Source organism: Agaribacterium sp. ZY112 (genome assembly GCF_041346925.1).
In the GTDB taxonomy this organism is placed as follows: domain Bacteria; phylum Pseudomonadota; class Gammaproteobacteria; order Pseudomonadales; family Cellvibrionaceae; genus Agaribacterium.
On record NZ_CP166840.1, the window covers coordinates 2,488,638 to 2,511,755 of the forward strand.

General features: G+C 44.5%; 24 protein-coding genes. 11 read left to right on the top strand and 13 right to left on the bottom strand.

Translation table 11 applies throughout. From position 1 onward, the window contains the following. Positions 1-65: 65 nt before the first annotated feature. The 7 genes from nifV to rluF all read left to right on the top strand — a co-directional run bounded on the left by nifV (position 66) and on the right by rluF (position 6,442). Complete coding sequence (nifV, locus tag AB1S55_RS10850; protein WP_370978148.1) at positions 66-1,244, top strand: homocitrate synthase; 1,179 nt, start codon at positions 66-68, stop codon at positions 1,242-1,244. Between the two features lie 11 nt (positions 1,245-1,255). Continuing rightward, complete coding sequence (nifW, locus tag AB1S55_RS10855; RefSeq protein WP_370978150.1) at positions 1,256-1,573, top strand: nitrogenase-stabilizing/protective protein NifW; 318 nt, start codon at positions 1,256-1,258, stop codon at positions 1,571-1,573. A gap of 1 nt (position 1,574) precedes the next feature. After that, on the top strand, positions 1,575-2,093 hold the full coding sequence (locus tag AB1S55_RS10860; protein ID WP_370978151.1) for a nitrogen fixation protein NifZ: 519 nt from the start codon (positions 1,575-1,577) through the stop codon (positions 2,091-2,093). After that, on the top strand, positions 2,086-2,994 hold the full coding sequence (gene nifM, locus AB1S55_RS10865; protein WP_370978153.1) for a nitrogen fixation protein NifM: 909 nt from the start codon (positions 2,086-2,088) through the stop codon (positions 2,992-2,994). The genes AB1S55_RS10860 and nifM overlap by 8 nt, the downstream gene beginning before the upstream one ends. After that, on the top strand, positions 2,987-4,375 hold the full coding sequence (gene clpX, locus AB1S55_RS10870) for an ATP-dependent Clp protease ATP-binding subunit ClpX (protein ID WP_370978155.1): 1,389 nt from the start codon (positions 2,987-2,989) through the stop codon (positions 4,373-4,375). The genes nifM and clpX overlap by 8 nt, the downstream gene beginning before the upstream one ends. Before the next feature lie 295 nt (positions 4,376-4,670). Further along, positions 4,671-5,213: a flavodoxin gene (locus tag AB1S55_RS10875; protein WP_370978156.1), complete on the top strand. Its 543-nt coding sequence runs from the start codon at positions 4,671-4,673 to the stop codon at positions 5,211-5,213. Between the two features lie 224 nt (positions 5,214-5,437). Then, complete coding sequence (rluF, locus tag AB1S55_RS10880; protein ID WP_370978158.1) at positions 5,438-6,442, top strand: 23S rRNA pseudouridine(2604) synthase RluF; 1,005 nt, start codon at positions 5,438-5,440, stop codon at positions 6,440-6,442. A 203-nt stretch (positions 6,443-6,645) separates the two neighbouring features. Here rluF and AB1S55_RS10885 read toward each other — a convergent pair whose 3' ends face one another. The 8 genes from AB1S55_RS10885 to AB1S55_RS10920 all read right to left on the bottom strand — a co-directional run bounded on the left by AB1S55_RS10885 (position 6,646) and on the right by AB1S55_RS10920 (position 12,997). Further along, entirely contained in the window at positions 6,646-7,182 is a 537-nt protein-coding gene (locus AB1S55_RS10885) for a hypothetical protein (protein ID WP_370978160.1), read from the bottom strand. A 190-nt stretch (positions 7,183-7,372) separates the two neighbouring features. Beyond that, entirely contained in the window at positions 7,373-7,756 is a 384-nt protein-coding gene (locus AB1S55_RS10890; protein ID WP_370978161.1) for a SirB2 family protein, read from the bottom strand. Between the two features lie 12 nt (positions 7,757-7,768). Then, the gene (locus tag AB1S55_RS10895; RefSeq protein WP_370978162.1) at positions 7,769-8,350 is read right to left on the bottom strand and encodes a DUF4202 domain-containing protein; all 582 of its coding nucleotides are present in this window, start codon (positions 8,348-8,350) and stop codon (positions 7,769-7,771) included. Between the two features lie 5 nt (positions 8,351-8,355). After that, positions 8,356-9,120 carry a fumarate/nitrate reduction transcriptional regulator Fnr gene (gene fnr / locus AB1S55_RS10900; RefSeq protein WP_370978164.1) on the bottom strand — a complete coding sequence of 255 codons (765 nt, stop codon included), beginning with the start codon at positions 9,118-9,120 and terminating at the stop codon, positions 8,356-8,358. 60 nt (positions 9,121-9,180) lie between these two features. Further along, on the bottom strand, positions 9,181-9,993 hold the full coding sequence (locus tag AB1S55_RS10905) for a hypothetical protein (RefSeq protein ID WP_370978166.1): 813 nt from the start codon (positions 9,991-9,993) through the stop codon (positions 9,181-9,183). 87 nt (positions 9,994-10,080) lie between these two features. Next, on the bottom strand, positions 10,081-10,779 hold the full coding sequence (locus AB1S55_RS10910) for an NAD-dependent deacylase (RefSeq protein ID WP_370978167.1): 699 nt from the start codon (positions 10,777-10,779) through the stop codon (positions 10,081-10,083). 4 nt (positions 10,780-10,783) lie between these two features. Further along, positions 10,784-12,130, bottom strand: coding sequence for a tRNA 5-hydroxyuridine modification protein YegQ (gene yegQ, locus AB1S55_RS10915; protein WP_370978169.1), 1,347 nt, complete (start codon positions 12,128-12,130; stop codon positions 10,784-10,786). A gap of 36 nt (positions 12,131-12,166) precedes the next feature. Continuing rightward, a complete protein-coding gene (locus AB1S55_RS10920) occupies positions 12,167-12,997 on the bottom strand; it encodes a glutaminyl-peptide cyclotransferase (RefSeq protein WP_370978171.1) in 831 nt (276 codons plus the stop codon). Between the two features lie 212 nt (positions 12,998-13,209). Between AB1S55_RS10920 and pckA the strand changes: the two genes are divergently transcribed. Continuing rightward, a complete protein-coding gene (gene pckA, locus AB1S55_RS10925) occupies positions 13,210-14,826 on the top strand; it encodes a phosphoenolpyruvate carboxykinase (ATP) (RefSeq protein WP_370978172.1) in 1,617 nt (538 codons plus the stop codon). A gap of 340 nt (positions 14,827-15,166) precedes the next feature. After that, a complete protein-coding gene (locus tag AB1S55_RS10930) occupies positions 15,167-16,315 on the top strand; it encodes a class I SAM-dependent RNA methyltransferase (RefSeq protein ID WP_370978173.1) in 1,149 nt (382 codons plus the stop codon). 50 nt (positions 16,316-16,365) lie between these two features. On the opposite strand, the gene AB1S55_RS10935 is transcribed toward AB1S55_RS10930, so the two are convergent. From AB1S55_RS10935 to AB1S55_RS10950, 4 genes are all read right to left on the bottom strand, one after another. After that, positions 16,366-16,686: a hypothetical protein gene (locus AB1S55_RS10935; RefSeq protein ID WP_370978175.1), complete on the bottom strand. Its 321-nt coding sequence runs from the start codon at positions 16,684-16,686 to the stop codon at positions 16,366-16,368. A 2-nt stretch (positions 16,687-16,688) separates the two neighbouring features. Beyond that, positions 16,689-18,059, bottom strand: coding sequence for a DASS family sodium-coupled anion symporter (locus AB1S55_RS10940; protein ID WP_370978176.1), 1,371 nt, complete (start codon positions 18,057-18,059; stop codon positions 16,689-16,691). 166 nt (positions 18,060-18,225) lie between these two features. Then, positions 18,226-18,546: a hypothetical protein gene (locus AB1S55_RS10945; protein WP_370978178.1), complete on the bottom strand. Its 321-nt coding sequence runs from the start codon at positions 18,544-18,546 to the stop codon at positions 18,226-18,228. 2 nt (positions 18,547-18,548) lie between these two features. After that, positions 18,549-19,919: a DASS family sodium-coupled anion symporter gene (locus AB1S55_RS10950; RefSeq protein WP_370978179.1), complete on the bottom strand. Its 1,371-nt coding sequence runs from the start codon at positions 19,917-19,919 to the stop codon at positions 18,549-18,551. A 201-nt stretch (positions 19,920-20,120) separates the two neighbouring features. Here AB1S55_RS10950 and AB1S55_RS10955 point away from each other — a divergent pair, with 201 nt between their 5' ends. Further along, complete coding sequence (locus AB1S55_RS10955; protein ID WP_370978181.1) at positions 20,121-20,723, top strand: YigZ family protein; 603 nt, start codon at positions 20,121-20,123, stop codon at positions 20,721-20,723. 60 nt (positions 20,724-20,783) lie between these two features. Here AB1S55_RS10955 and AB1S55_RS10960 read toward each other — a convergent pair whose 3' ends face one another. Then, positions 20,784-21,890, bottom strand: a complete 1,107-nt coding sequence (locus tag AB1S55_RS10960; RefSeq protein WP_370978183.1) for a phosphoribosylaminoimidazolesuccinocarboxamide synthase — start codon at positions 21,888-21,890, stop codon at positions 20,784-20,786. A gap of 195 nt (positions 21,891-22,085) precedes the next feature. On the opposite strand from AB1S55_RS10960, the gene AB1S55_RS10965 reads away from it, so the two are divergent. After that, positions 22,086-23,096: a lytic transglycosylase domain-containing protein gene (locus tag AB1S55_RS10965; RefSeq protein WP_370978185.1), complete on the top strand. Its 1,011-nt coding sequence runs from the start codon at positions 22,086-22,088 to the stop codon at positions 23,094-23,096. Positions 23,097-23,118 lie beyond the last annotated feature (22 nt).

Here is a 23,118-nt window from a genome sequence, read left to right on the forward strand (position 1 = left end):
TTAGCAGCGTGCTTATACATTGCTAAACAAGCAGTGGCTAGTGAATACAGAAGTGGGTATGCCTTATGTTCCAGCAAGATCAACAGAGCCTGTGTGGGTCGCAAAACACACAACAGGTTGTCATTGACGATACAACTCTGCGCGATGGTGAGCAAAGTGCGGGTGTGGCTTTTAGTGCTGAAGAAAAAATACATATTGCTCGCTCATTAGTTGAACTCGGTGTACAAGAGCTGGAACTTGGCATTCCGGCTATGGGTGCAGAGGAGTGTGAACTTATTCGCTCTATTGTTGAGTTAAAACTGGGGGCTAAATCCTTGGTTTGGAGTCGTTTAAATGAAGCGGACTTAACACTCGCGGCATCAACTGGCGTTGACATGGTGGATTTAAGTGTGCCGAGCTCTGCTCAGCAGCTTAAAAATAAAATCCATAAAAGTGAAGCTTGGGTATTAGATCAGCTTGTTAAGCTTATCCCACGTGCCCTCGACTATGGCTTAGAGGTTTGTATTGGCTGTGAAGATGCATCGCGTGCAGATGCCGATTTCCTCTCTCGTATTGCTGAATGCGCAGAAAAATATGGAGCTAAGCGCCTGCGTTATGCCGATACCTTGGGTATTCTTGAGCCTTTTAGGTGTTATGAAAGCCTTAAAAAGCTCAGGCAGAGCAGTGGGCTTGAGTTAGAAATGCACGCCCATGACGATTATGGCCTAGCAACGGCTAATACGCTTGCGGCTGTTAAAGCCGGGGCAAGCCATATAAATACCACAGTTAATGGCTTAGGTGAACGTGCCGGTAATGCGCCTTTAGAAGAGTGTGTGTTTGCTTTAAAGCATTTACACGCACTTGATTTAGCTATTGATACTACCAAAATTCCAGCTCTTTCAGCCTTTGTGCAACAGGCCTCTGGCCGTTCTGTAAGCAGTAATAAGAGCGTGGTTGGGGCAATGGTTTTTACCCACGAGTCGGGTGTGCATGTGGATGGCTTGTTGAAAGATCAGCATAATTATCAAGGTTTGGATCCTACTGAGCTTGGCCGTAGCCACGAATTAGTGCTTGGCAAGCATTCGGGCAGTGCTTTATTAAAGGCAGCTTATGAAAGCCTAGGTCTTAGAGTGAGCGACGATGTGACGCCTATATTACTCGGTGGTTTACGTAAATTTAGCAGCTCAACAAAACGCAGCCCGACCGAGCAGGATTTAATACGACTTTACCAGCAATACAGTAACAGTGAACTGGCCGTTGGTTAGTAGGGGGTAGCATGAGTAGTAAAAGAAAGGGGCTTTCAGAGCTTGAATCTGCTGAAGATTTTATGAATTTTTTTGCATTGGATTTTGACACAAGTGTACTGCAGATTAAGCGCTTACATATTATGCAAAAATTTCATAATTACCTTAAAGCTGAGGGCCTCTATTTAGATGGCTTGAGTTCTGATCAAGATTTTGAGTCTTGTCGTTTGTTATTAAAACAAGCCTATGACGATTTTGTTGATTCTTCGGCTCAGCAGCAAAAAGTATTAAAAGTGTTTCAACAGCAAGCCCCAGCGTTTGTTGCTTTAGACGATATAGAGGGCTCTTAGCATGAAACCCACATTCGATTTTGGTGATCGAGTTCGAGTCGTGCGTAATGTGCGTAACGATGGCAGCTACCCGGGTAAACGTCGTGGTGAGTTATTACTTAAGCAAGGAGCTATTGGCTCGGTAAGGGACATTGGCAGCTTTTTGCAAGATCAAATTATTTACCGTGTTCACTTTATTAATGAGGGGAAAACCATTGGTTGTCGTGAGCAAGAGTTAATCGCCGCAAGTGAACCTTGGTTGCCCGCTCAGTTTGAGCTCAGGCAAAAGGTAAGGACTCGAATGAGCATAGACAGAGTAAATAGTCTTTCTCTTGCTCGAGGAACTGTGGGACAGGTTGTAAAGATTCTACCTGATTATCAGCAGCAGCGTGTTTTCTATCATATTGACTTTTCGGGTTTATATTTACGAATGCCTGAGGCCGCCTTAGTTGAGCTGGAGGGGTATGCTGATGGTGCTAAGGAGGGTAAGGGAAAAAAGAGAGTTAAAGAAAGTGGTGACGGAGAACTGCTTTATGCTTAGTGAATCGGTGTTTATATATGAGTGTTTTAAGGCTTCACAAGAACAGCACAGCTTGCCGCCTTCGGAATTAAGTGCTCAACAAAAGTCAGAACTAGAATCGGTGGTTAAACGCAAGCTTGCTATTGAGGGCGCGGTTCTTAGAAGCCCTGAAGCTGTGCAAGTGAAACTATCTAAATCTTATCTCGATGATGCCTTTGATAAAGTGAAAATGCGTTATCAGAAGGCAGAGGAATTTGTAGCTGATTTGAGAGCAATGGGTTTGGATAAGCGAGGCTTTCGTCAAGCGCTAGAGCATGAGCTGCAACTTGAAGCGATAATGGATTTTGTTTGCGCCGATTGCGATGAGGTCAGTGATACCGAATTAGGCTTATTTTATTACATGAATGCACATAAGTTTGTGCAGCCAGAAGTAAGGCATGCGAGTCATATTTTAATTACCATCAATGAAGATAGTTTAGAGAACAAACGTGTACAGGCTTTAGAAAAAATCCAGCAAATAGAAAGGCGCCTTATCAAACGTCCCAGTCGTTTTTCTGAACAAGCACTTAAGCACAGTGAATGTCCAACTGCTTTGGAAGGAGGAAAGCTTGGCGAGATACGAAAAGGCGTTCTTTATACTGAGTTGGAAGAACATTTATTTTCGATGAAATCCGGTCAGTTAAGTGGCATTGTTGAGTCCCCCTTAGGTTTTCACCTGCTTTATTGTGAGTTAATTAGAGCTGAAAAAAAGGTGGGTTTTGATGAGCTTAAAAACAAACTTCGTACAAGCTTAATTCAGCGTAAGCGTTCCAGCAAAGAGAGAGCGTGGTTAGCAGGGCTTATGAAAAAACAGCTTATCGATAAACACAGTAGTGAAATAAAACAGGAGAAAGGGCTAAGGTCGGAGAGCCGCTATGTCTGATAAAGGTCCCGATAGCGTCGCTGATAAAGATTCCGCTAAGGGTACTGATAGTGAAAGCCAAGCCTTAGGGCATGAGCACTTGTGCTGTTCATTTTGTGGCATGGAGAAAAACAATGACTTACCACTTATTTCTGGCAATAACGGCGCTATTTGTGAAGAATGTGTCAAATTGGCACATCGTGTGGTATCCAGCTGGGGGCATGAAAGTAAAAAGTCGAGTGCAGGCCCTGTATTAAAAACCCCTAAAGAGATTAAAACACATCTCGACCTGTATGTTGTGGGGCAGGATCTCGCTAAAGAGACTTTGGCCATTGCGGTGTATAACCATTATTTACGTCTTCAGCATAGTCGACATACGAATATTAATATGGAACAGGATCTTGTAGAGCTAGATAAGTCAAATATCCTGTTACTTGGAGCGTCGGGTACGGGTAAAACCTTATTAGTGCGTAGTTTGGCAAAGGTTTTGTCTGTACCCTTGGTGATTGTGGATGCAACCTCTTTAACACAGGCCGGCTATGTTGGTGATGATGTTGATAGTATTATGCAGCGTTTGTTAGAAGTGTCAGAAGGAGACGTGCAAAAAGCTCAGTGGGGCATCGTCTATATTGACGAGATTGATAAAATCGCCAAACGAGGCAGTGGTGAAGCAACTAACCGTGATGTTTCTGGTGAGGGGGTTCAGCAAGCCTTATTAAAGTTGCTTGAGGGATGTGAAAAAAAATTAAGTAGTGATCAACAACGAAAAAACAAACATGACGATATTGTAATCAATAGTAAAAATGTTTTGTTTATTGCAGGTGGCGCTTTTCCAGGCCTAGAGTCAATGATCTTAGATCGTATTAAGCCGAAACAAAACCGTATTGGTTTTCTCTCTAGGCCCTATGAAGAGCATCGAAATGAGCTTTGTGGTTCGCCTGAATTGTTGAGCGATGTATTGCCTGACGATTTACAACAATTTGGTTTGATTCCAGAGTTTATTGGTCGTTTTCCTGTATTAAGCTTTTTACAAGAACTTGACGAAAACGCGTTGCTGTCGATTTTAACTGAACCTAAGGATGCTTTACTTAAGCAGTATAAATCTTTGTTTTTTTATCAAAATATCGATTTTGATATTAGTAATGAAGCGCTGGTGTTTATTGCCCAAAAAGCTTTGGAGCGAAATACCGGAGCGCGTGGATTGAGGTCGATATTAGAATCTGCCTTACACTCGTTGATGTTTGAAGCTCCTTCTAATCAGGATTTAAACGCTTGTAAATTATGCTTGAATACCAATGCTGAGGTTCCGTATTTAGAGCTTGATCTGTTTGAGACAGGCTTAGATAAAAAAGAGGGGCTAGATTTGAATAGTAAAAAAAAGAGATCTTTTTTTAATCACTAGAGGGAAGTTTTCCACTATTCTTGAGAATAGCTTGGGTTCTAGTCTGTTTATGTCGTCTTAAATTTCATTAACTACTTCACATCACCGGTTGGTTTGTTGCAAAACCAACACTCGTGGCATTGCTTGCTTCTTATTCGTCGTAAAGTCTACGGTTCTTATGATTTGCTTTTTTCAAGGTCTTGAATTTAATGACTTTTTTATAAATTTTGAATGGTCTGCTTTATGCAGTAGTCATAGTGAATTAGATGATTTATCTACGTTTGTTTGTTGTGAATGCCCACTGTAGGAGAAGCTTATGGCAAAGATAGGTGTTTTTTTTGGTTCGAGTACAGGTAATACTCGCAAGATTGCAAAATTTATTAAGCGTGCCTTTGATGATGAGTTAATGGCTAAACCGCTTAATGTAAATAGGGTGAGTGTTGAAGAGTTTGCCAGTTATCAGTACTTGATCTTGGGTACGCCGACCTTAGGTAGCGGTGAATTACCTGGTTTGAGCTCTGATTGTGAAACAGAAAGCTGGGAGGAGTTCTTAGGGAAAATTGAAGATCTTGATTTTACTGGAAAAACAGTAGCACTTTTTGGTCTGGGGGACCAGGTTGGTTATCCCGATGAATTTGTCGATGCGATGATGGAAATTTATGACTTCGTTGAAGAGCGTGGCGCGAATATAGTTGGTGCTTGGCCTACGGATGGTTATGAGTTTGAACACTCTGAAAGTGTGCTAGATGACAAGTTTGTAGGGCTCGCTTTGGATCAAGATAATCAAAGTGCGTTAACAGAAGAGCGCCTTGCAGCTTGGTTAAAACTGATTTCTAGCGACTTTTCTTTACCTCTTTAGTTTCTGCCCATACATAGTCTCGATAGCTAAGCCAGTACAAAAGTCTGCTCTATAGTTCTTATAAAGCATATAGGTGGGCTTTTGTGTTAATTAGCACATTCTATTGTTAGCTTGATGCGCTATATCTTTGATGTTGTTTCTTGCAATAAAATCTGAGTAGGGGCAGTATCGCCCCTCGCCAGCATCTAGCTGCCTGTTTTTAGCAACCTGAACTATTTGGAACTATGTCTAGCATTCGTTTAAACAAATACATTAGTGAGAGTGGTATTTGCTCACGTCGGGAGGCCGACCGCTTTGTAGAGCAGGGTAATGTTTATATTAACGGGCGCCGTGCCACGATAGGTGATCGTGTAGAGTCGGGTGATAGAGTAAAGGTGAACGGGCAAGAGATTGAGCCGCGTCAAGCCGAAGATATGATCTTTATTGCCTTAAACAAGCCAGTGGGTATCGTTAGTACGACCGAAAGCAGTGAGCGAGATAATATTGTTGATTTTGTGCGCCACAGTACACGTATATTCCCGATTGGCCGTTTAGATAAAGATTCACAAGGGCTTATCTTTCTAACAAACAACGGTGACTTGGTTAATAAAATCTTGCGCGCTGGCAATCAGCATGAAAAAGAGTACCTAGTAACGGTTAATAAACCGCTTACTGAGAAGTTTATTCAAGGTATGGGCTCTGGTGTGCCCATACTCGGTACCCATACGAAAAAGTGCAAGATAAAGCGTGAATCGGATACGGTTTTTCGCATTACCTTAATAGAAGGTCTGAATAGACAGATTCGCCGTATGTGTGAGTACTTTGATTTTGAGGTACTGAAACTTGAGCGCGTTCGGATTATGAATGTCAGCCTCAAGGGCTTGGCTCTGGGAGAGTGGCGCGATTTAACTGAAAAGGAGCTCTCGGTTTTATTGGATATGGTCAAAGACTCAAGCGGCCAAGCTGAAGCATCAAAGAATAAAAAGAAAGCGAAAAAGCCGGCGACTGGCCGACCATGGTATGCCGAAAAACCTAAAGAGGCTGGCTCATCTCAAAAAGATAGTCGAGGTGGGCGAGGGCGCGGGAAAAGCGCCTCATCCAAAGCTGGTGCTAAGAGCAGTGGCGGCAAAGCCGGTGGGGGAGCTAATAAAGGTCGTGGTGCTAAAACGAGTAGTCCAGGAAAGAATAACTCTAGTAAAGGCCGGGGGCCATCTAAGCGTGCAGGAACGAGCCGCTCTCGCACTCGCTAATGGTCTGTGGTGACGAGGGCATTTTAATAAACTGTGCACTGTTTGGAGCTTCGGCTTAAGCCCTCATCATTTTCACAGGGCTGTTTATCAGCCGTATATCTAAAAGGCCATACTAGAGTTATTTGATTATTGCTGAGTTAATGCCTTTTACAGCCTTGTATAACAAGCGTTAATAAGCTCTATTTAACCCGTACTTTTGCGAACTATTGATAAACATAGCTACCGCGTAGGTGCATAAGATTGTTGTGGTTATCAACAAGCTGAAACAGTGCTTCAAACTTTTCACCCACTACGGCGACGGTCTCATCGCCATTCTCTGAGCTGTAGCGGGCACCGTTGATAACATCAACAAGCTCTTCTTTTACGTTGTCCATTTGCTTGAAGATGGCATCTGTTGTCTTTTTATCGTTAAAAATACGCTGATCTTTAGTGGCACTAAAGTAAGTGTCACATTCGCCAAGCCAGTCTTTTCGCTGGTCTATCAATTGCACGATGTTTTTTATTGGGCCTTTGTAGCGGGTGTTGAAGCGAGTGGTGCTATATGACTGTAAGTTTTGCATGTCCGTCGTTATAAAGTCATGGCGCAGGCCTTCACAGTATTCCCAAGTAAGATAGCTTGGGAATTCGATGTTTTTTTCGCTTTTGACTTGCTCACGCATACAACTTTCGTCACATGCATAGCTAGTGGCTGTAACGGTAGAGAATAGACCGAGGGCTAACAGCTTTGTCAGTTTCTTCATAGAACTAACCTGCCTTTATATGTGTTTTTATTAGAATTATTTAGTACTACTGTGACCCATTTAACGTTTGTGTTTGGTCTGTGTCAACACTTTTAGGTGTGAAAATAGTAAGAAGCTTCTTACAGGTGCCGCAGAGACGCCTGTAAGATCTAAAGAGTTTTAGTGGAGGGGAATTTAGCTCTGAAAGTTATTAAAACGTTAAAAAGCTGAGGGCGGGTTTGTTGATGGCAAGCCAAACAATGGTAAAGACACTCAGGAGGGCAAGGCTGCTTGTGATGAGTCTCGCTTGCTTCTTACGCATGGCAAGTAGGCCAAACATTATATAGCTACCTAAGAGCACGAGCTTTAGCGCTAACCAGTTAGGTAGGTATTGGTGGTAGTGTAAGATCAGCATCATTCCTATACCGCTGATCATCATCAGGTTATCAATCAGGTGTGGCAATATACGTACTATGCGCTTTTTCAACAGTTCGTTTTGTTTACGTAGCCAACTCAAGCGCACACAAAAAAGCATTACGCTCAGTACAACACACCAAACGTGCAGGTGCTTCAGTAAGATAAAGGTAAGAGTCATAGGGCTGAGGGCTTAACTTAACGCCTTTTGAATCAACTCAAGCATGGCTGCTTGGTAGTTAAGCTTGAGCGCTGCACTATGGCCTTGCTCGCTCATTTTCGCCCAAGTCTTTTGAATGATATCAATAAGCTTGGCTTCGTCGTGCTTGGTAGCAAAGTCATCCAGGTAATATTGTAGAAAAACTAAACAAATAACATCTTCAAGGCACTGACTTTCGGCGTCTCGTTTTATACCACGCTTTTGCACAAGATATTTAACGCGATCAATGCTGTCGGCATCGTAACCAGCTTCTTCCATTAGCTCTGCTGTACGTTGAGCGTGGAAGAGGCCTAGATTGGCACGCCACTTTTTATAGCCTGTACGACCTTCTGGGTAGTCACTGCGAGGAGAGCGCCAGCGCTCTATGTGCTGGGCGCGAGCTGCTATCTTTAAGGCTTCAGATGCCGAGGTATCAAAAGCCTCAAGCATAGACGTCATACGTTGGCTGTAGAGAAGCTCTTTTGAGATCTGTTGGCCGTTGTCTTCTTCTAAATTGGGGTCGAGAGCATTCGCCGCGTCTATAAGCGCGTTAACGCGTTCAAAATAGTTAGTCATTCGTATTAGTCTTTACAGCTGCTTAGTGAGCTTGAACGCAGGGCATCAATATCATTAATTTGGATGTGTTTCTTATCCAAAGTGATGATGCCGCTTTTATTTAAGCGAGTAAAAATACGACTTACAGTCTCGATGGTTAGACCAAGATAATTACCAATGTCCGAACGGCTCATCGGCAAGTGAAATTCTTTGGCTGATAAACCACGATATTGGTTGCGAGTGGCAATAGAAAGTAACAGGGCGGCAAGGCGCTCTTCTGCGCTGTTCTTGCTGAGCATGGTGATAAGTTGCTGTTCTTCAGCGATCTCCTTACTCATTAGCTGGAAGAAGCGACGTTGTAGTGTTGGGATTGCAACGCTGAGCTCTTCAAGGCGGCTAAAAGGAATTTCGCAAACAGCGGCGGTTTCTAAAGCGATGGCCGAGTTACTGTGTAGGTTAGTAGCAAGCCCATCAATGCCAATGATTTCACCAGGAAGGTGGAAGCCGGTAATTTGTTCTATCCCGTCCTCAGTGATCTTAACGGTCTTGACTGCACCTGAACGCACGGCGTAGACAGATTTAAAGGCCTCGCCCGCGTGATAGAGGTGGTCTTTTTTCTGTAAAGGACGGCCGCGTTGAATAATACTGTCGAGTTTATCGATATCTTCAATTTCAAGGCTAATGGGTAAGCAAATACCAGCTAAACGACAGTCTGCGCAGTTGGTTTGAGGAAGACCCGCACCAGCACCGGCGCCAGAACATGAAGAGGAAGAAGCAAGCTGTACAGTCATTTGTCTAAGACCCTAATACGTATGCAATTAATTGCTCTAATTTTAGCGCTTTATGCGCCACTAAGATAGGGGTCTTTGATGCAAAGGTAGTTGGCCTTTTTCGATTTCCTCTAAGTAGTGACCAATGTCGCTGAAGTTCGTCAAACGTAGAGAGCCAAATTTACTGCTAGCACCTGGACCAAGGTTTAAATGGTCGGTGCTCACTTCAATTAAATCCTCTTTAAACAAGGTGGTTTGTTGCTCGATGTCTTTTTCACCAAGTGGGTAGGTGGTCGAGCCAATATAAATATAATCTGGAGAGTAGCGATCACGCATAACACGTATGCTCTTACGCAGGTTTTCAACCCCTTCGCTGTGCTGTATTTGTACCCCAACACGTGCAAACTTGTAGGTTCGCGCTTCATCGATGGGCTCTTCAAGCATTTGTAGCTGGTCAGATTGGGCGTGTTCAATAGCTAATTGGCAGTGTTGAAAGCTTAAACCGCGAAGTAGGGCAAGTACTTCTGTTTGGGCATCATCGGGCGATAGTACCACTCGGTAAAGGGCGTCACTGATATCAAATTTACTTGCGATACCGTGAATAATACCGGTGATATCAAAAGGGTGTAGAAAGGCTCCGCTGTAATGCAGCTCTATACAGCTGATCTTTCGTCGGCCAAGGGCTTTATGCCAAAGCTTTAATTCTTTTTGTAGGCTGAGGCCTATTTCACTTTGTTCAGCGAGTAGCTCTAAACCTTGTTGGGCATCGATAATGATGGCCATAGGCTTATTGCGGCGCAGCTCAAAACGGTGGCGCAGACTGGCGTCACACAAGCTTATTTCTTCTCGTGATTGCAAACTAATAATGGTCGCTGGATTAGTGGGGGTATTCATAGCAACAGTCTATGTCTGAGCCGCTTTGCGGCTTTGATTAGGATCAAGCTGCGGTGGGGCTAACAGAGGCTTGTTACAAAATAGTAACTAGAGGCGGAACATCTGGGGCACAAGCTCACTGGCAAGGCCGCGATGCTTTTCGCTAAACCAAGGGCTATTGCTGTTTTCTAAGTTCAGCTCGATAGTTTCTGCACCAGCACTGTTGGCATGGCTGACGAAGCCTGCAGCAGGGTAAACATTACCCGATGTGCCGATTGCTACGAATAAGTCACATTGGGTGAGAGCGTGTTCAATGGCTCTCATATGATAAGGCAGTTCACCAAACCAGACGATATCGGGTCTGATATGGCCAAGTTTATGGCATTTGGGGCAAAGGCTTTCTTTGAACATTGGCAGTAGCCACTCAAAGCGTTCGCTGCATGCGGTGCACAGGCCTTTAAGCAGTTCACCATGCATATGAATAACCTTGTTTGCTCCTGCTCGTTCTAGTAGATCATCCACGTTTTGGGTTATAAGCGTTATTTTTGAGGGGTGGCGATGTTGGAAATCGGCCAAAGCTTGGTGGGCTGCATTGGGTTTGGCTTGGGCAAGTTGAGCCCGGCGCTCATTGTAGAAATGAAGTACGGTTTCAGGGCTGCGTTCGAAGGCTTCGGGGCTACAAACATCTTCGACTTTATGGCCTTCCCATAAACCATCGGCGTCGCGAAAGGTCTTTAAGCCCGATTCAGCGCTGAGGCCAGCGCCACTTAATACAACAATATGTTGGAAGTCTCGGGCTTGTAACATGGTGCTACTCTTGCGTCGGCTCTGCATATCTCATTAATAAAGCGTAGCTTAAGCTAGTATCGCTGACCGCGTTATCACCGATCACTTCATCTAGGTTTAACTCAACTAGGTGGCCTGAACCTGGGGCAACCTCGATCGCTTCACTGTGCTTGTTGCGAAGTGCGCTTAAATCAAAGCTGCGATTACCCTCGGGGGTGACCAGTTGCAGGCGGTTGCCAATTGCAAAACGGTTTTTAACATCAATGCGTAGTAGGTTGTTGCCTCTGTCGAAGTCGAGAACTTCACCAACAAATTGTTGATTGGGGTTGTTAGATACTCCGGTTTCGTAATTTTGGTATTCCTCGGGCACATGGCGGCGGTAAAAACCTTCGGTGTAACCGCGGTTGGCTAGGTGATCGAGTTCGGCCATCCAATTCATATCAAATTTTTCACCGCGTTCAGCTGCGTCAATTGCGGTGCGATAGATTTGCGCGGTACGGGCGGCGTAATAATGGCTTTTAGTGCGCCCTTCAATTTTTAAACTTTCTATACCAAGCTCGACCAAGCGTTGAACATGCTGGACTGCGCGCAGGTCTTTGCTGTTCATAATATAGGTTCCGTGCTCGTCTTCATAAGCTGGCATGTACTCACCTGGGCGATGCTTTTCTTGTAGTAAGACAGGGGCGGGTTCGTCCTCGGGAGTCCAAATTGGCGTTTCGCTACTGGCGATTAAATCACCGGTTTCGTTTTCTTTCGCCTCATGTACGTTGTATTGCCAGCGGCAGCTGTTTGTACAAGCGCCTTGGTTCGAATCTCGGTGAGTCATATATCCGCTTAATAAACAGCGGCCACTATAAGCAATACAAAGAGCGCCATGTACAAAGACCTCTAGTTCAACATCAGGGCATTGCTGACGAATTTCAGCGATCTCATCAATACTGAGCTCACGGCTTAGAATGACTCGTTTAATCCCGTTCTGAGCCCAAAACTTTACGGTTGCGTAGTTGACGGCGTTGGCCTGCACACTTAAATGAACTTCTTGATCAGGCCAATTTTCACGTACAAGCATGATCAAGCCCGGATCACTCATAATCAAAGCGTCGGGTTTCATTTCTATAACGGGCTCTAAATCGCGTAAATATGAGCGAACCTTGTCGTTATGAGGGCTTAAATTGGAAGCTAGGTAGAACTTCTTACCCATTGTATGGGCTTCTGCAATTGCCGCTCCGATATTCTCTATCTTGTTAAATTCGTTATTGCGCACGCGCAAGCTATAGCGAGGTTGGCCGGCATAGACTGCATCTGCGCCATAGGCAAAGGCGTAACGCATGCTTTTAAGGGTGCCGGCGGGGGAGAGAAGTTCGGTAGGCATATATCAATACTGCTTGTGTGGTTTCTTCAAAGGGCGCTAGTTTAAGGCCTGAAGCGATGAATCGCCATGTTCTTTAAAGCGAATTAAGTAGCGTTGGGGCCAGAGCTTGCCTGTTATCCAGAATGCTTGTCGTGTTTCGTCCCAAGCAATACCGTTTAATACGGCTTCAGGGGTGTTGAGCTTGAGCTTATGGCGCAGGCAGCTGAGATCCCATTTACCTTCAACACGTCCGTCTTGGGGATTGATTTTGTAAATATGGTCATCGTGCCAAACATTGGCCCAAATGTAGCCTTGAGCCCACTCCAGCTCATTGATCTTATTAAGTGCTTGTTGCTTGTGCTTGACCTTGATGCTTCGCTGAGTACTAAAATCATGCTCGTTAAGGAAGCGTAAGGTAGCACTGCCATCACTGGCAATAAGTTGTTGGCCGTTGCTTGTTAGGCCCCAGCCTTCGTATGCCAGTTTATAGCTTGTTAAGTGTTCAAAATTTTTATCGAGCTTATAGGCTAGGCCCGCTTTCCAAGTAAGTAGGTAATAATGACCTTCGTGTAGGCTAAAACCTTCAGCAAATTGAGACTTGGGTAGGTATTTGCGTGTACTGTGCGGCGAGTTATTGGCAGTTTCTGTTGAATTATTAAGTGGTATTTTACTTATAAAAGAATGACCAAAACCACCACTGCTAACAAGTAGAAAATCGCCGTCTACAAATAAACCTTGGGTGAAAATACTGGGTTCGAAGCTCTGCTCTTGTAGGACTTCCCATTGCTCTTGCTTTTGCGTTTCCGCCTGAAGGGGCAGTGCCCAAAAGCTGAATATAAAAGTCAGCGTTCTTAGAATGCTGCTGGTGCTTGTAGGTGAAGAATACATGCTCTGGGGCTCATATTTTTATAAGCCTATTCTAAGCTTTTGACTTTGCTTTGGGGGGAATAAACTGACTTTAAATCAAATAAAGTGCTTATCGCTTAATACCTTGCTTTACATCATGTCTTTGCTCTACTAAGGCGCTCTGGCAGGACTATGCTGAAAATGGAGTTGTTATTTTTCGTTCGTAGTTTTTAGTTCATAGTAAGGAGTCTGCTATGAGTATGAGAAAGTTAAGCGTCGATCTTAGTCAATATGGCATAAGCGGTGTTACAGACGTCGTTTATAACCCGAGTTTTGAACAGCTATTTGAAGAAGAGACCAAGGCCAGTTTAGTTGGCTTTGAGAAAGGTATCGTGACGGATAATGGTGCCGTTGCTGTGCGCACGGGGGAGTTCACTGGTCGCTCACCCAAGGATAAATATATTGTCTTAGACGATACCAGTCGTGAGCACCTGTGGTGGGACACCGAGCAAGCCCATAATGACAATCATGCTATCAGTCCTGACATTTGGGCTGCTCTTAAATCTTTAGTGACCGAACAACTCAGTGAGAGCCGTTTATTTGTGGTCGATGCCTATTGTGGCAGCCATGATAGTACTCGTTTAAAAGTCCGTTTTATTATGGAGGTTGCTTGGCAGGCCCATTTTGTAAAAAACATGTTCATTCGCCCCACCGAAGAAGAGTTAGAAAACTTTGGTGAACCTGATTTTGTTGTGATGAATGCGTCTAAAACCACTAATCCCAACTGGCAAGAGCAGGGCCTTAATTCGGAGGTGTTTGTTGCTTTCAACATGAGTGAAAAGGTTCAGATCATCGGTGGCACTTGGTATGGCGGTGAAATGAAGAAAGGCATGTTTTCAATGATGAACTACTATCTGCCTTTACATCATATGGCTTCGATGCACTGTGCTGCCAATATGGGGGAAGACGGCGATGTGGCGATATTTTTTGGTTTAAGTGGCACAGGTAAAACCACCTTATCAACAGACCCTAAGCGCAAACTGATTGGTGATGATGAGCACGGTTGGGATGATGATGGCATCTTTAACTTTGAGGGTGGCTGTTATGCCAAGACAATCTTTTTAGATAAAGACAGTGAGCCCGATATTTACAATGCTATTCAGCGTAACGCCTTACTTGAAAATGTGGTGCTTAATGCTGATAACAGTGTTGACTACGATGATGCATCAATCACTGAAAATACCCGAGTTAGTTATCCTATTTATCATATCGAAAATATTGTTAAACCGGTCAGCTGTGGGGGCCATGCTAGCAAGGTGATCTTTTTAACGGCGGATGCTTTTGGGGTTCTTCCTCCTGTATCTAAGCTTGATCACGAGCAGTGTAAATACCATTTTTTAAGTGGCTTTACTGCCAAACTTGCCGGTACGGAACGAGGCATTACCGAACCTGTGCCTACGTTTTCTCCCTGTTTTGGTAAAGCTTTTTTAACCTTGCACCCTATAAAATACGGTGAAGAGTTAATTGCTCGAATGGATGCGGTTGGAGCCAAGGCCTACCTTGTAAACACCGGTTGGAATGGTAAGGGCAAACGTATCTCTATTAAGGAAACAAGGGCTATTATCGATGCCATTTTGGATGGCTCGATAGAAACCGCTGCTTGTGAAACGTTGCCCATTTTTAACTTACGTTATCCCACGGAGTTACCAAGTTGCCATGGTGAGATCTTGGACCCACGTGCTAGCTATGCCAATGGCAGCGAGTGGCAAGTGAAGGCCAAAGACTTAGCTGGACGTTTTATTGCCAATTTTGCCAAGTTTGCTGACTCGGCTGAGGCCAAGGCCTTGGTTGAGGCTGGACCTCAGCTTTAGCTGTTTGTGGCATACGACCATGTCTAAGGCTCAGCAGGCTTATGCTTGCCATGCAGAGTGGCCTTGGGGATAAGTTTTATTGAGTCGGGCAAGGGCAAACCAGTCTATAGGGGCTTATAAATATGCCGCTATACACTTTGTTTGGTATCTCGATAATTTATTATTTCTATTGTCTAGCGACTTGTATTGCCTACAGCGATCTGTACTTCGCTTCTTTACATCGTTTTATTTACTCTCTTTTTTTGCCTCAAGCAGGTTCAAGAAACGATGGGGCTTGTATATTTACACCGAGCTTTTAGCCCTTTGATGTAAACTAAGGTTTTTGTGTGCGGAGAACCCTGTGAAGATTGGTGAAGTATTTGAAGCCGAGGTGATTGACCTAACCTCAGCGGGGCAGGGGGTTGTCAAACATCCATTAGGGGCAACTGTCTTTGCCTCTGGAGTTTGGTTGGGTGAACGAGCCTTATTTGAGTTGCATAGTATTAAAGGGCGTGTTGGTTTTGCCTCATTAAAAGAGCTATTAGTAGAGGCAGATGTTCGTCGCCAGCCGCCCTGTAAATATCAAGGTCATCAAGATGGTCAATGCGGTGCATGCCCGTGGATGATTGTTGATTATAAAGCTCAACTGCTCGCAAAGCAGCAGCGGGTTCTTACTAACATTCACCGTATTGATACTAAAGCAGAGGTTCATACTATTTGGCCTTGCGGCAGTGAATTTGCTTGGCGTAATCGTGTCCAGTTCAAAAGTGATGGTAAAAAGCTTGGTTTTGTCAGCCAAGGTTCGAACACGTTAGTGGATGTTGAAAGTTGCATGGTGCTGAGTGAAGATAATTTAAGCGCCATGCAAACCTTGCGAACTCAGTTGCCCAATAGCCAGTGGCAAGCTCCCTCTAAGAAGCAGCCTTGGTCAACCCTCGACGTTGATGAAAATTCCGGAGCAGAGGGCGTATCTGTTAATAAACGCTTAGCTTTTCAGCAAGCTAATACTCAACAAAATACAGCGATGCGCGCTTGGTTACACAATAAGATTAAAGCTATGGGGCAGGTCGAAACGGCGTTGGAGCTGTTTTGTGGCAGTGGTAATTTTACAGAAGCGATTGCCGCAGCGGGTGTAAAAAATATTCATGCTGTTGAAGGCTCCCGTGAAGCGATTGAGGCGCTGGCCTGCAAAAATATCCCAGGTGTCTATGCTGAAATCGCTAATCTATTTGATGAAACTATTTTTGAGAGCCTGATCACAGAGCATAAAAACACCGATGTCTTGGTGTTAGACCCCCCAAGAGACGGCTTAAAGCAAAAAAAATTACTGTTTCCGAAAAAACCTCGTTTTAAATCGGTGTTTTATATTAGCTGCGACTTAGCGACTTTTTGTCGTGATGCGCGAGCTTTTATTGACGGCGGTTATAAGTTGATTGAGGTACAACCCTTGGATCAGTTTCCACAAACACCCCACGTAGAAATCTTGGCGTATTTTAAGAGTAAAAAGTAGTCACTAAGAGAAGTGAAGGCTCTGTTATATAAGCCTTCACTTTATTGAGCTTAGGGCAGTTTACCTTGGTACTTTTCTTCCAAGGTGCTTTCGAGCTCATTAAACTCTTTTACAGCACTGGCTTCGGCATCGTTATAAAGCTCGTCAATATTGCGGGCGCTGGTCAGCCCCCCATCGCGTTCAATCGAGCGTAAAAAGCTTTCAAAGCCTTTGCCCGCATGGAAGTAGCCTCCGCTAGAGAGAATATAGCGGGCAACTAGAGCTTCACAGTCGCGACATTGTACAAAGACTTTTTGTTCTTCATCCCGTACAAGGATATTACGTAAATTACGACCATTACATTTTTGGCATTTCTGAATATGTATTTCCATTACTAAGCTCCAATCATTGCTGTCCAGTAGGGGCGACCAAAAACAATTACGGCCACTACGCCAACGATGGTCATGATACCACCTGTTAGCATCATGTCTTTACCGCGTATGGCCTGTGAGCTAAAGGCAATCGCGTTGGGAGGTGTGGTTACAGGAAGGGCCATGGCCATAGAGCAGGTCATGGCAAGTGACACAACTAGAGCAACAATAAGCCCTGTGCTGATATTTAAAGACATCACTAAGGGAATGACTAAACCTGCTGTCGCTGTATTGCTCATAACGGTCGACATAGCGGCGGCAAGTAAAACCCCCACCATCATAATGGTAGTGGGATCTGCCGGTAGTGTTCCGACAATAACACTATCTAAACCGCTTGATTTAAGCGCAATGCCCAGCGCTAAACCACCACTAATAATATACAAAATATCCCAGGGTAATTTTCTAAAGTCTGAGGTATCTAATAAGCCAAACCAGAAGCAAACAATAAGAGGGAAGAGAGCGACTGTACCGGTCGATAAGCCAAGTTGCTTACCAAAAAACCAGCCAAGAGCGGTAACAATAAAGACCGCTAAGGCAGCACCTTGTTTAGGGCTGAAAGGGGTATCCTCGCGGCTTTCTATACTTAGAACCAAGCCTTTGGCTGGATAGAGTCGAGAAAGCAGCTGCCATAAAAAGACTAAGAAAAAGATTAAAAATGGCGCGGTTAAACTGATCCACTGAGCAAAACTTAAGCTGATATCTAACTGGGCCAAATAACTTAAGGCGATGGCATTGGGTGGGGTGCCAATAGGTGTGCCTATACCACCGATATTGCATGCAAAGGGAATAGCCAGTACTAAAGCGATACGAAAGGGATGCTCAGTTGGAATGGTTTTAAGTAGAGGGAAAACAATGGTTAGCATCATTGCGGTAGTCGCGGTGTTACTAATCCACATCGATAAAAACGCACAGGCGAGAATGATGCCTAATAAAGTGAGGTCAGCGTGGCCGCGAGTTTGTTTTAAGATACTCTGCGCAAACTTGAGGTCTAAGCCGTATTTTTGCATCAGTGAACTTAAAACAAAGCCACCTAAAAAGAGCAAAATAATGTCTGAGAAAAAGGCTGCAAAAAATAAGTTGTTGCTGTTTGCAAGATCGAGGCTTTGCAGATTTGGCAGTAGCCAGACTATCTCCAGAGCCAAGATTAAAAAACTAACGACAAATAAGGGTACCCATTCACTGATCCAAAGTACTGCGGCAATGACCAAAATAGCGGCGGTTATTTCTTGGGCGTGATTCAAGCCTAGAATGGGTAGGCCTAATAACTCAACAAGGCCTACCACTATGGCGACGAAGATCGCGGCGGTAAAGGTTTTATCTAAGTGCAGTCGCATCAGTGTCTCCCTGCGCGTTTATATTATGCTCCGGCTCTTTGGCCATCATAGCTAATAGTTTAGTGCAGGGCAGGTTTTGGCTAAACCTACTTTTTATATCTTTGTTGTGTACTGATTATGCTTGTGCGTTTTGGAGGCTTTGCTTCTAGCGCAATAGTTTGCATGTTTAAGGTAGTTTGTCGCTGTATTTCAATTTCAAAGTCTGTTGAAGTTCCTCAAACTCGGTATTGGCTTCGCTTTCTGCTGCGTGATAAAGCTCATCGATATCTCTGGCACTACTAAGGCCGCCATCGCGTTCAATAGAGCGCAAAAAACTCTCAAAGCCTTTACCTGCATGAAAATAGCCGCCGCTACTTAGTTCATAGCGGGCAACCAGTGCATGGCAATGACGGCATTGCACAAAGACTTTTTGAGTCTCGCCTCGAGCTAAGATATTACGCAAGTTACGACTCTGACAGCTTTGGCATTTTTGTATCAGCAGCTCCATGTTTATGCCCCCATAATCGCAGCCCAATATGGGCGTCCAAATATAATAACGGTGAGTACACCAACAGCACTCATTATCGAGCCTGCGAGAATTAAGTCTTTGCCTCGCAGTGCTTGTGAGCTAAATGCAATCGCGTTGGGTGGCGTCGACACAGGCAGCGCCATTGCCATAGAGCAGGTGACGGCAAGTGATACTACTAATGTCACGATAAAGCCTGCACTGCCATCAAGTGATACGACTAGGGGAATAACCAAGCCTGCGGTTGCCGTGTGGCTCATGAGGTTAGACATTGCGGCAGTTAGTAAAATACTTAATAACACGACGGTTACTGGGTTGGCCGGCAAGGTGCCAATAATCACAGCATCGAGGCCGCTGGATTTAAGTGCGATGCCAAGAGCAAGGCCACCAGAAATAATATAGAGAATATCCCAAGGCAATTTACGGAAATCTGCGGTGTCCAGTAAGCCTAACCAGAAACAGGCGATGAGAGGAAATAGAGCAACCGTTCCTGTTGAAAGTCCAATTTGTTTGCCTAAGAACCAGCCAAGGGCAGTGATAGCAAAGATGGCTAGGGCGAGGGCGTGTTTTAAACTGAATTCGTCGGTATTGCGGTTTTCAATGCTTAATACTAAGCCTTTGGCTGGATACAAGCGAGCCAGTAATTGCCAGAGTACAAATAAGAAAAAAAGCATAAACGGTAAGGTCAGAATGACCCACTGAGCGAAGCTTAAATGGATGCCTTTTTGTGCAAGGTAGCTTAATGCGATGGCGTTGGGTGGGGTCCCGATGGGGGTGCCTATACCACCGACATTACAGGCAAAAGGTACGCTAAGTACTAGGGCAATACGAAAGGGGTGTTCTGTAGGAATACGCTTAATTAAAGGGAAAACAATCGTCAGCATCATGGCAGTAGTGGCGGTATTACTCATCCACATCGATAAAAAAGCGCAAGCGAGAATAATACCTAAGAGGGTAACGTTTGCGCGCCCTCCAGTACGGTTGAGAATGGCTTGAGCAAACTTAAGCTCTAAGCCGTATTTTTGCATCAGAGAGCTGAGAACAAAACCACCGAGGAAGAGTAAAATAATATCTGAGAAAAATGCGCCAAAGAAAAGAGTATTGGCCGTGTGGGCGTTTAGTTCTTTTAAGCCTGGAAGTAGCCAGACAATCTCTAGGGCAAGAATAAGAAAGCTAACTACAAATAAGGGCACCCACTCACTGATCCAGAGTACGGCTGCAATAATTAAAATGGAGGCGGTAATTTCTTGGCTGTGGGTTAAATTGAGGCCGGGAAAACCAAAGAATTCAACAAACAAAATGACAGAGCTAACAAATAGCGCTGCCATCAACTTCTGATTCAAGTGGAGACGCATGGTTGCTTCTTTACTCCTGTGGCGGTCTTGGGCTGAACTTCTGAGATTGTAAGTAGGGCGATAGACGCTAAGCGCATCTGTGTCGGTGTTACAATGAGAAAAAACGTAGCAGCCAGAGCCGTGTATTCTCCGACTTATGCTTGCTAGCGCGTTGATATATGTCAGTCACACAGGTGACAATATGCAAAAGAATGATCATTCATGAGTAAAGGTGTTTTTAAGCAAGCACTCACGCAAGGTGAATTTGAGCTAGAAGTTAAAAAAAGCCGCTTTATTGTGCGTTGGAAGGCGATTGAGTCAAAAGCAGAATTTGCTCCTTTTTTAGAGCATTGGCGGCAGCAATTTCCGGATGCACGGCATCACTGTTGGGCTTATTGCATTGGTGAACCTGAAAATGCATTAATGGCGGGCTCAGGAGATGATGGTGAGCCTTCAGGCACAGCAGGAAGGCCCATGCTCGCGGCGATTGTTCACAAAGGTTTTGGCAATATTGCCGTTGTGGTGATTCGTTATTTTGGCGGTACGAAGCTGGGAGCTGGTGGTTTAATTCGGGCCTATTCAGGTAGTGTTAGCCAAGCTTTAGACTCTGCTCCTTATCAATTAGTGCAGCCAGTACAAGAGTTGCGTGCACTTGGTGATTTTGCTTTGGAGCAGGGCTTGCGCCATTGGTTAAGTCTGCATCAAGGGCAGATGTTAGAGGTGACTTACGCTCAGCAAGTGGAATATCGTTTCTCTTTGGCTCTTGGTAAAGAGGTGGACTTGAGTGCTTGGTTAAGTGCACAAGGGGCAGAGCTTTTAAGCTAAGGCCACTAAAAAAACAGAAAAAAGGCCGCTAAGCGGCCTTTTTTGATTCGTATTATTTGCTTACTGGGCAATAATGCCAAACTGCTTATCTAAGACCTCTATGATTTCGGTCTTGGGATCGCTTGGCACGGTAAGTGGCTGTCCTGTAATTTTTTCTGCAATGTCGGTGTAGGTCTTACTCACTTGCATCATTACTGATTCTGGTAGCTCATTATCTCGCGCTAGAGCGTAGCGCTCTTCCATGCGATCTTTGTTGGTGAGGATATCGGCATCGGGAAAATAATTGAGCAGTATCTGACGAAACTCTTCTTTTGATTTTTCTACAACCTTACCGGAGCGCAATTGTTCACCATCCCAGATACGTGAGGAGTCAGGGGTGCCCACCTCATCCATATAAATAAGCTTTTCTTTGCCTGCGGCGTCGGTGACATAGCCAAATTCAAATTTGGTATCAACAAACACTTGGTCTTGTTTGGCAAGCTCTTCGCTAATAACAGCAAAGGCGTCGCTTAGTAACTTTTCGTACAGGTCAACATCGTGAGGCTGTTTAAAACAAAAGGCTTCAACATTATTTTCAATGTCACTGCGGCTGATATTTACATCATCGACTTCGGGGATTCCAGGAACTCCACGAAGTATGCCTTTGGTTGATGGGGTGATCAGTAGTTCAGGTAGGCGTTGATCTTTTGTTAAGCCTTCGGGAAGTTGCTGGCCGCAGAAGACTCGCTCACCTTTACTGTAGGCGCGCCACATAGAGCCGGTGATATAATTGCGGGCGATGGCTTCGATCATAACGGGTTTGGCTTTTTGAACAATCCAAACAAGTGGGTGGGGCACATCAAGAATGTGGCTATCTGCCAAGCCTTTTTCTTTAAAGAGTTTAAACCAGTGGGCAGAAATGGTGTTCAGGGCAGCGCCTTTGCCGGGTATGCCGTCAAGGTCGTTCTCTCCGTGCCACAAGCACTCAAATGCTGAGATACGATCGCTAATAACCATAACCGCTAGTTCAGTGCCTGGAGCGACGTCATAGGCTTTTTCTTTAATTAAGCGAGCGCTGTCTTCTTGAGTGAGCCAATATACTGAGCGGACTTTGCCGTTGTGCACTTTTTGTTCTGTGCGGATGGGTAAATCATTGTTAACGGTTAGAACACGTTGTGTATCACTCATAGAAGTTCCTGTTAAATATTCTAAAGCAAGGCAGTCGCTAACAGTGCTTGGCTGTTTGGTAGCGAAGATATAGCTGCTGAAGTAGAAAAGTGTGAATTTTAGCAGATAGCGTAACACGGCGCATAGTTAGCGCTTTTGTGCCGTAGGCCAAGGCGTTACTATAGTTTCTTGGTTTTTACTTCGATGGATTTGAGAATGATAAAGCGAGCTTTGTTGGCTTGTATGATGTTCAGTTGTTCGGTCTTTGCTGAGAATAGTCCCGATTTTGATGTTTGGCTTGAGCAATTAAAAAGCGAAGCGCTCAGTAAGGGCATTAGCCAAAGTAATATTGATCGGGCATTTGCTCATGTGCAGTTTAAAAAGCGAGTGATTAAGTCAGATCGTAAACAAGCTGAATTTACAGAGTCTTATCACGATTATATTGAGCGTAGGGTGGGGGATGTACGAGTAAAGCAGGGTCAAGCCTACCTAAAAAAGAACTTGGCAAAGATAGAGCCTATTGCTCAACGTTATGGTGTGCCAGCTCGCTTTATTGTAGCGATCATCGGTGTTGAGACTAATTATGGAAGTTACAAGCTAAGCCATGACTTGTTTAACGTGCTCTCTACCCTCGCTTATGACAAGCGCCGAGGGGCGCGTTTTCGTAAAGAAATATTCGCGTCTTTAGAAATGATCGAAACCGAGCAGGCTTCGTTTGAGCAGCTAAAAAGCTCTTGGGCTGGTGCCTTAGGGGTACCTCAGTTTATGCCTAGTACCTACTTGCAATACGCGGTGGATTACAATGGTGATGGTAAAAAAGATATTTGGACCGAGGGGCCAGATCTTTATGCCTCTGTTGCCAATTATTTGAGTTCTTATGGTTGGGATGAAAAACGCAGTTGGGCGCGTAAAGTGATTGTGCCACCTAAAAAGTTAGTCGATTTTGAAGAGGAGACGCAAAACTACGCCGAGCAAGCGTTAGCGTGTAAACGCTATGACAAGCATTTAAAGGGCTGGCGAAGTCTGGGGCAGTGGGATCAAGAAGGTATAACGCGTATGAATGGCTGGTCTTTGCCTAAGGTGGAGGTGAATGCTTCTTTGATTATTACAAATCCTGAGCTCAGTCATGGATATTTGGTTTATAACAATTTCTGTGTGCTTATGCGTTACAACCCCTCGTTTAAATATGCGCTTTCTGTTGGTGTGTTGGCAGATAGGTTGAAATAAAACAAAGGCCTTCGGCCTTGAG

What these genes read in the sequence shown, in the direction of transcription:
- AB1S55_RS10945 (WP_370978178.1), bottom strand. Translation starts at nt 18,546, where the DNA reads ATGGAGCTGCTGATACAAAAATGCCAAAGCTGTCAGAGTCGTAACTTG.
- AB1S55_RS10905 (WP_370978166.1), bottom strand. Translation starts at nt 9,993, where the DNA reads ATGAATACCCCCACTAATCCAGCGACCATTATTAGTTTGCAATCACGA.
- AB1S55_RS10965 (WP_370978185.1), top strand. Translation starts at nt 22,086, where the DNA reads ATGATAAAGCGAGCTTTGTTGGCTTGTATGATGTTCAGTTGTTCGGTC.
- AB1S55_RS10875 (WP_370978156.1), top strand. Translation starts at nt 4,671, where the DNA reads ATGGCAAAGATAGGTGTTTTTTTTGGTTCGAGTACAGGTAATACTCGC.
- pckA (WP_370978172.1), top strand. Translation starts at nt 13,210, where the DNA reads ATGAGTATGAGAAAGTTAAGCGTCGATCTTAGTCAATATGGCATAAGC.
- AB1S55_RS10920 (WP_370978171.1), bottom strand. Translation starts at nt 12,997, where the DNA reads ATGTATTCTTCACCTACAAGCACCAGCAGCATTCTAAGAACGCTGACT.
- AB1S55_RS10885 (WP_370978160.1), bottom strand. Translation starts at nt 7,182, where the DNA reads ATGAAGAAACTGACAAAGCTGTTAGCCCTCGGTCTATTCTCTACCGTT.
- nifM (WP_370978153.1), top strand. Translation starts at nt 2,086, where the DNA reads ATGCTTAGTGAATCGGTGTTTATATATGAGTGTTTTAAGGCTTCACAA.
- AB1S55_RS10935 (WP_370978175.1), bottom strand. Translation starts at nt 16,686, where the DNA reads ATGGAAATACATATTCAGAAATGCCAAAAATGTAATGGTCGTAATTTA.
- clpX (WP_370978155.1), top strand. Translation starts at nt 2,987, where the DNA reads ATGTCTGATAAAGGTCCCGATAGCGTCGCTGATAAAGATTCCGCTAAG.
- AB1S55_RS10940 (WP_370978176.1), bottom strand. Translation starts at nt 18,059, where the DNA reads ATGCGACTGCACTTAGATAAAACCTTTACCGCCGCGATCTTCGTCGCC.
- nifW (WP_370978150.1), top strand. Translation starts at nt 1,256, where the DNA reads ATGAGTAGTAAAAGAAAGGGGCTTTCAGAGCTTGAATCTGCTGAAGAT.
- AB1S55_RS10910 (WP_370978167.1), bottom strand. Translation starts at nt 10,779, where the DNA reads ATGTTACAAGCCCGAGACTTCCAACATATTGTTGTATTAAGTGGCGCT.
- yegQ (WP_370978169.1), bottom strand. Translation starts at nt 12,130, where the DNA reads ATGCCTACCGAACTTCTCTCCCCCGCCGGCACCCTTAAAAGCATGCGT.
- AB1S55_RS10960 (WP_370978183.1), bottom strand. Translation starts at nt 21,890, where the DNA reads ATGAGTGATACACAACGTGTTCTAACCGTTAACAATGATTTACCCATC.
- AB1S55_RS10950 (WP_370978179.1), bottom strand. Translation starts at nt 19,919, where the DNA reads ATGCGTCTCCACTTGAATCAGAAGTTGATGGCAGCGCTATTTGTTAGC.
- nifV (WP_370978148.1), top strand. Translation starts at nt 66, where the DNA reads ATGTTCCAGCAAGATCAACAGAGCCTGTGTGGGTCGCAAAACACACAA.
- AB1S55_RS10955 (WP_370978181.1), top strand. Translation starts at nt 20,121, where the DNA reads ATGAGTAAAGGTGTTTTTAAGCAAGCACTCACGCAAGGTGAATTTGAG.
- rluF (WP_370978158.1), top strand. Translation starts at nt 5,438, where the DNA reads ATGTCTAGCATTCGTTTAAACAAATACATTAGTGAGAGTGGTATTTGC.
- AB1S55_RS10890 (WP_370978161.1), bottom strand. Translation starts at nt 7,756, where the DNA reads ATGACTCTTACCTTTATCTTACTGAAGCACCTGCACGTTTGGTGTGTT.
- AB1S55_RS10860 (WP_370978151.1), top strand. Translation starts at nt 1,575, where the DNA reads ATGAAACCCACATTCGATTTTGGTGATCGAGTTCGAGTCGTGCGTAAT.
- fnr (WP_370978164.1), bottom strand. Translation starts at nt 9,120, where the DNA reads ATGACTGTACAGCTTGCTTCTTCCTCTTCATGTTCTGGCGCCGGTGCT.
- AB1S55_RS10895 (WP_370978162.1), bottom strand. Translation starts at nt 8,350, where the DNA reads ATGACTAACTATTTTGAACGCGTTAACGCGCTTATAGACGCGGCGAAT.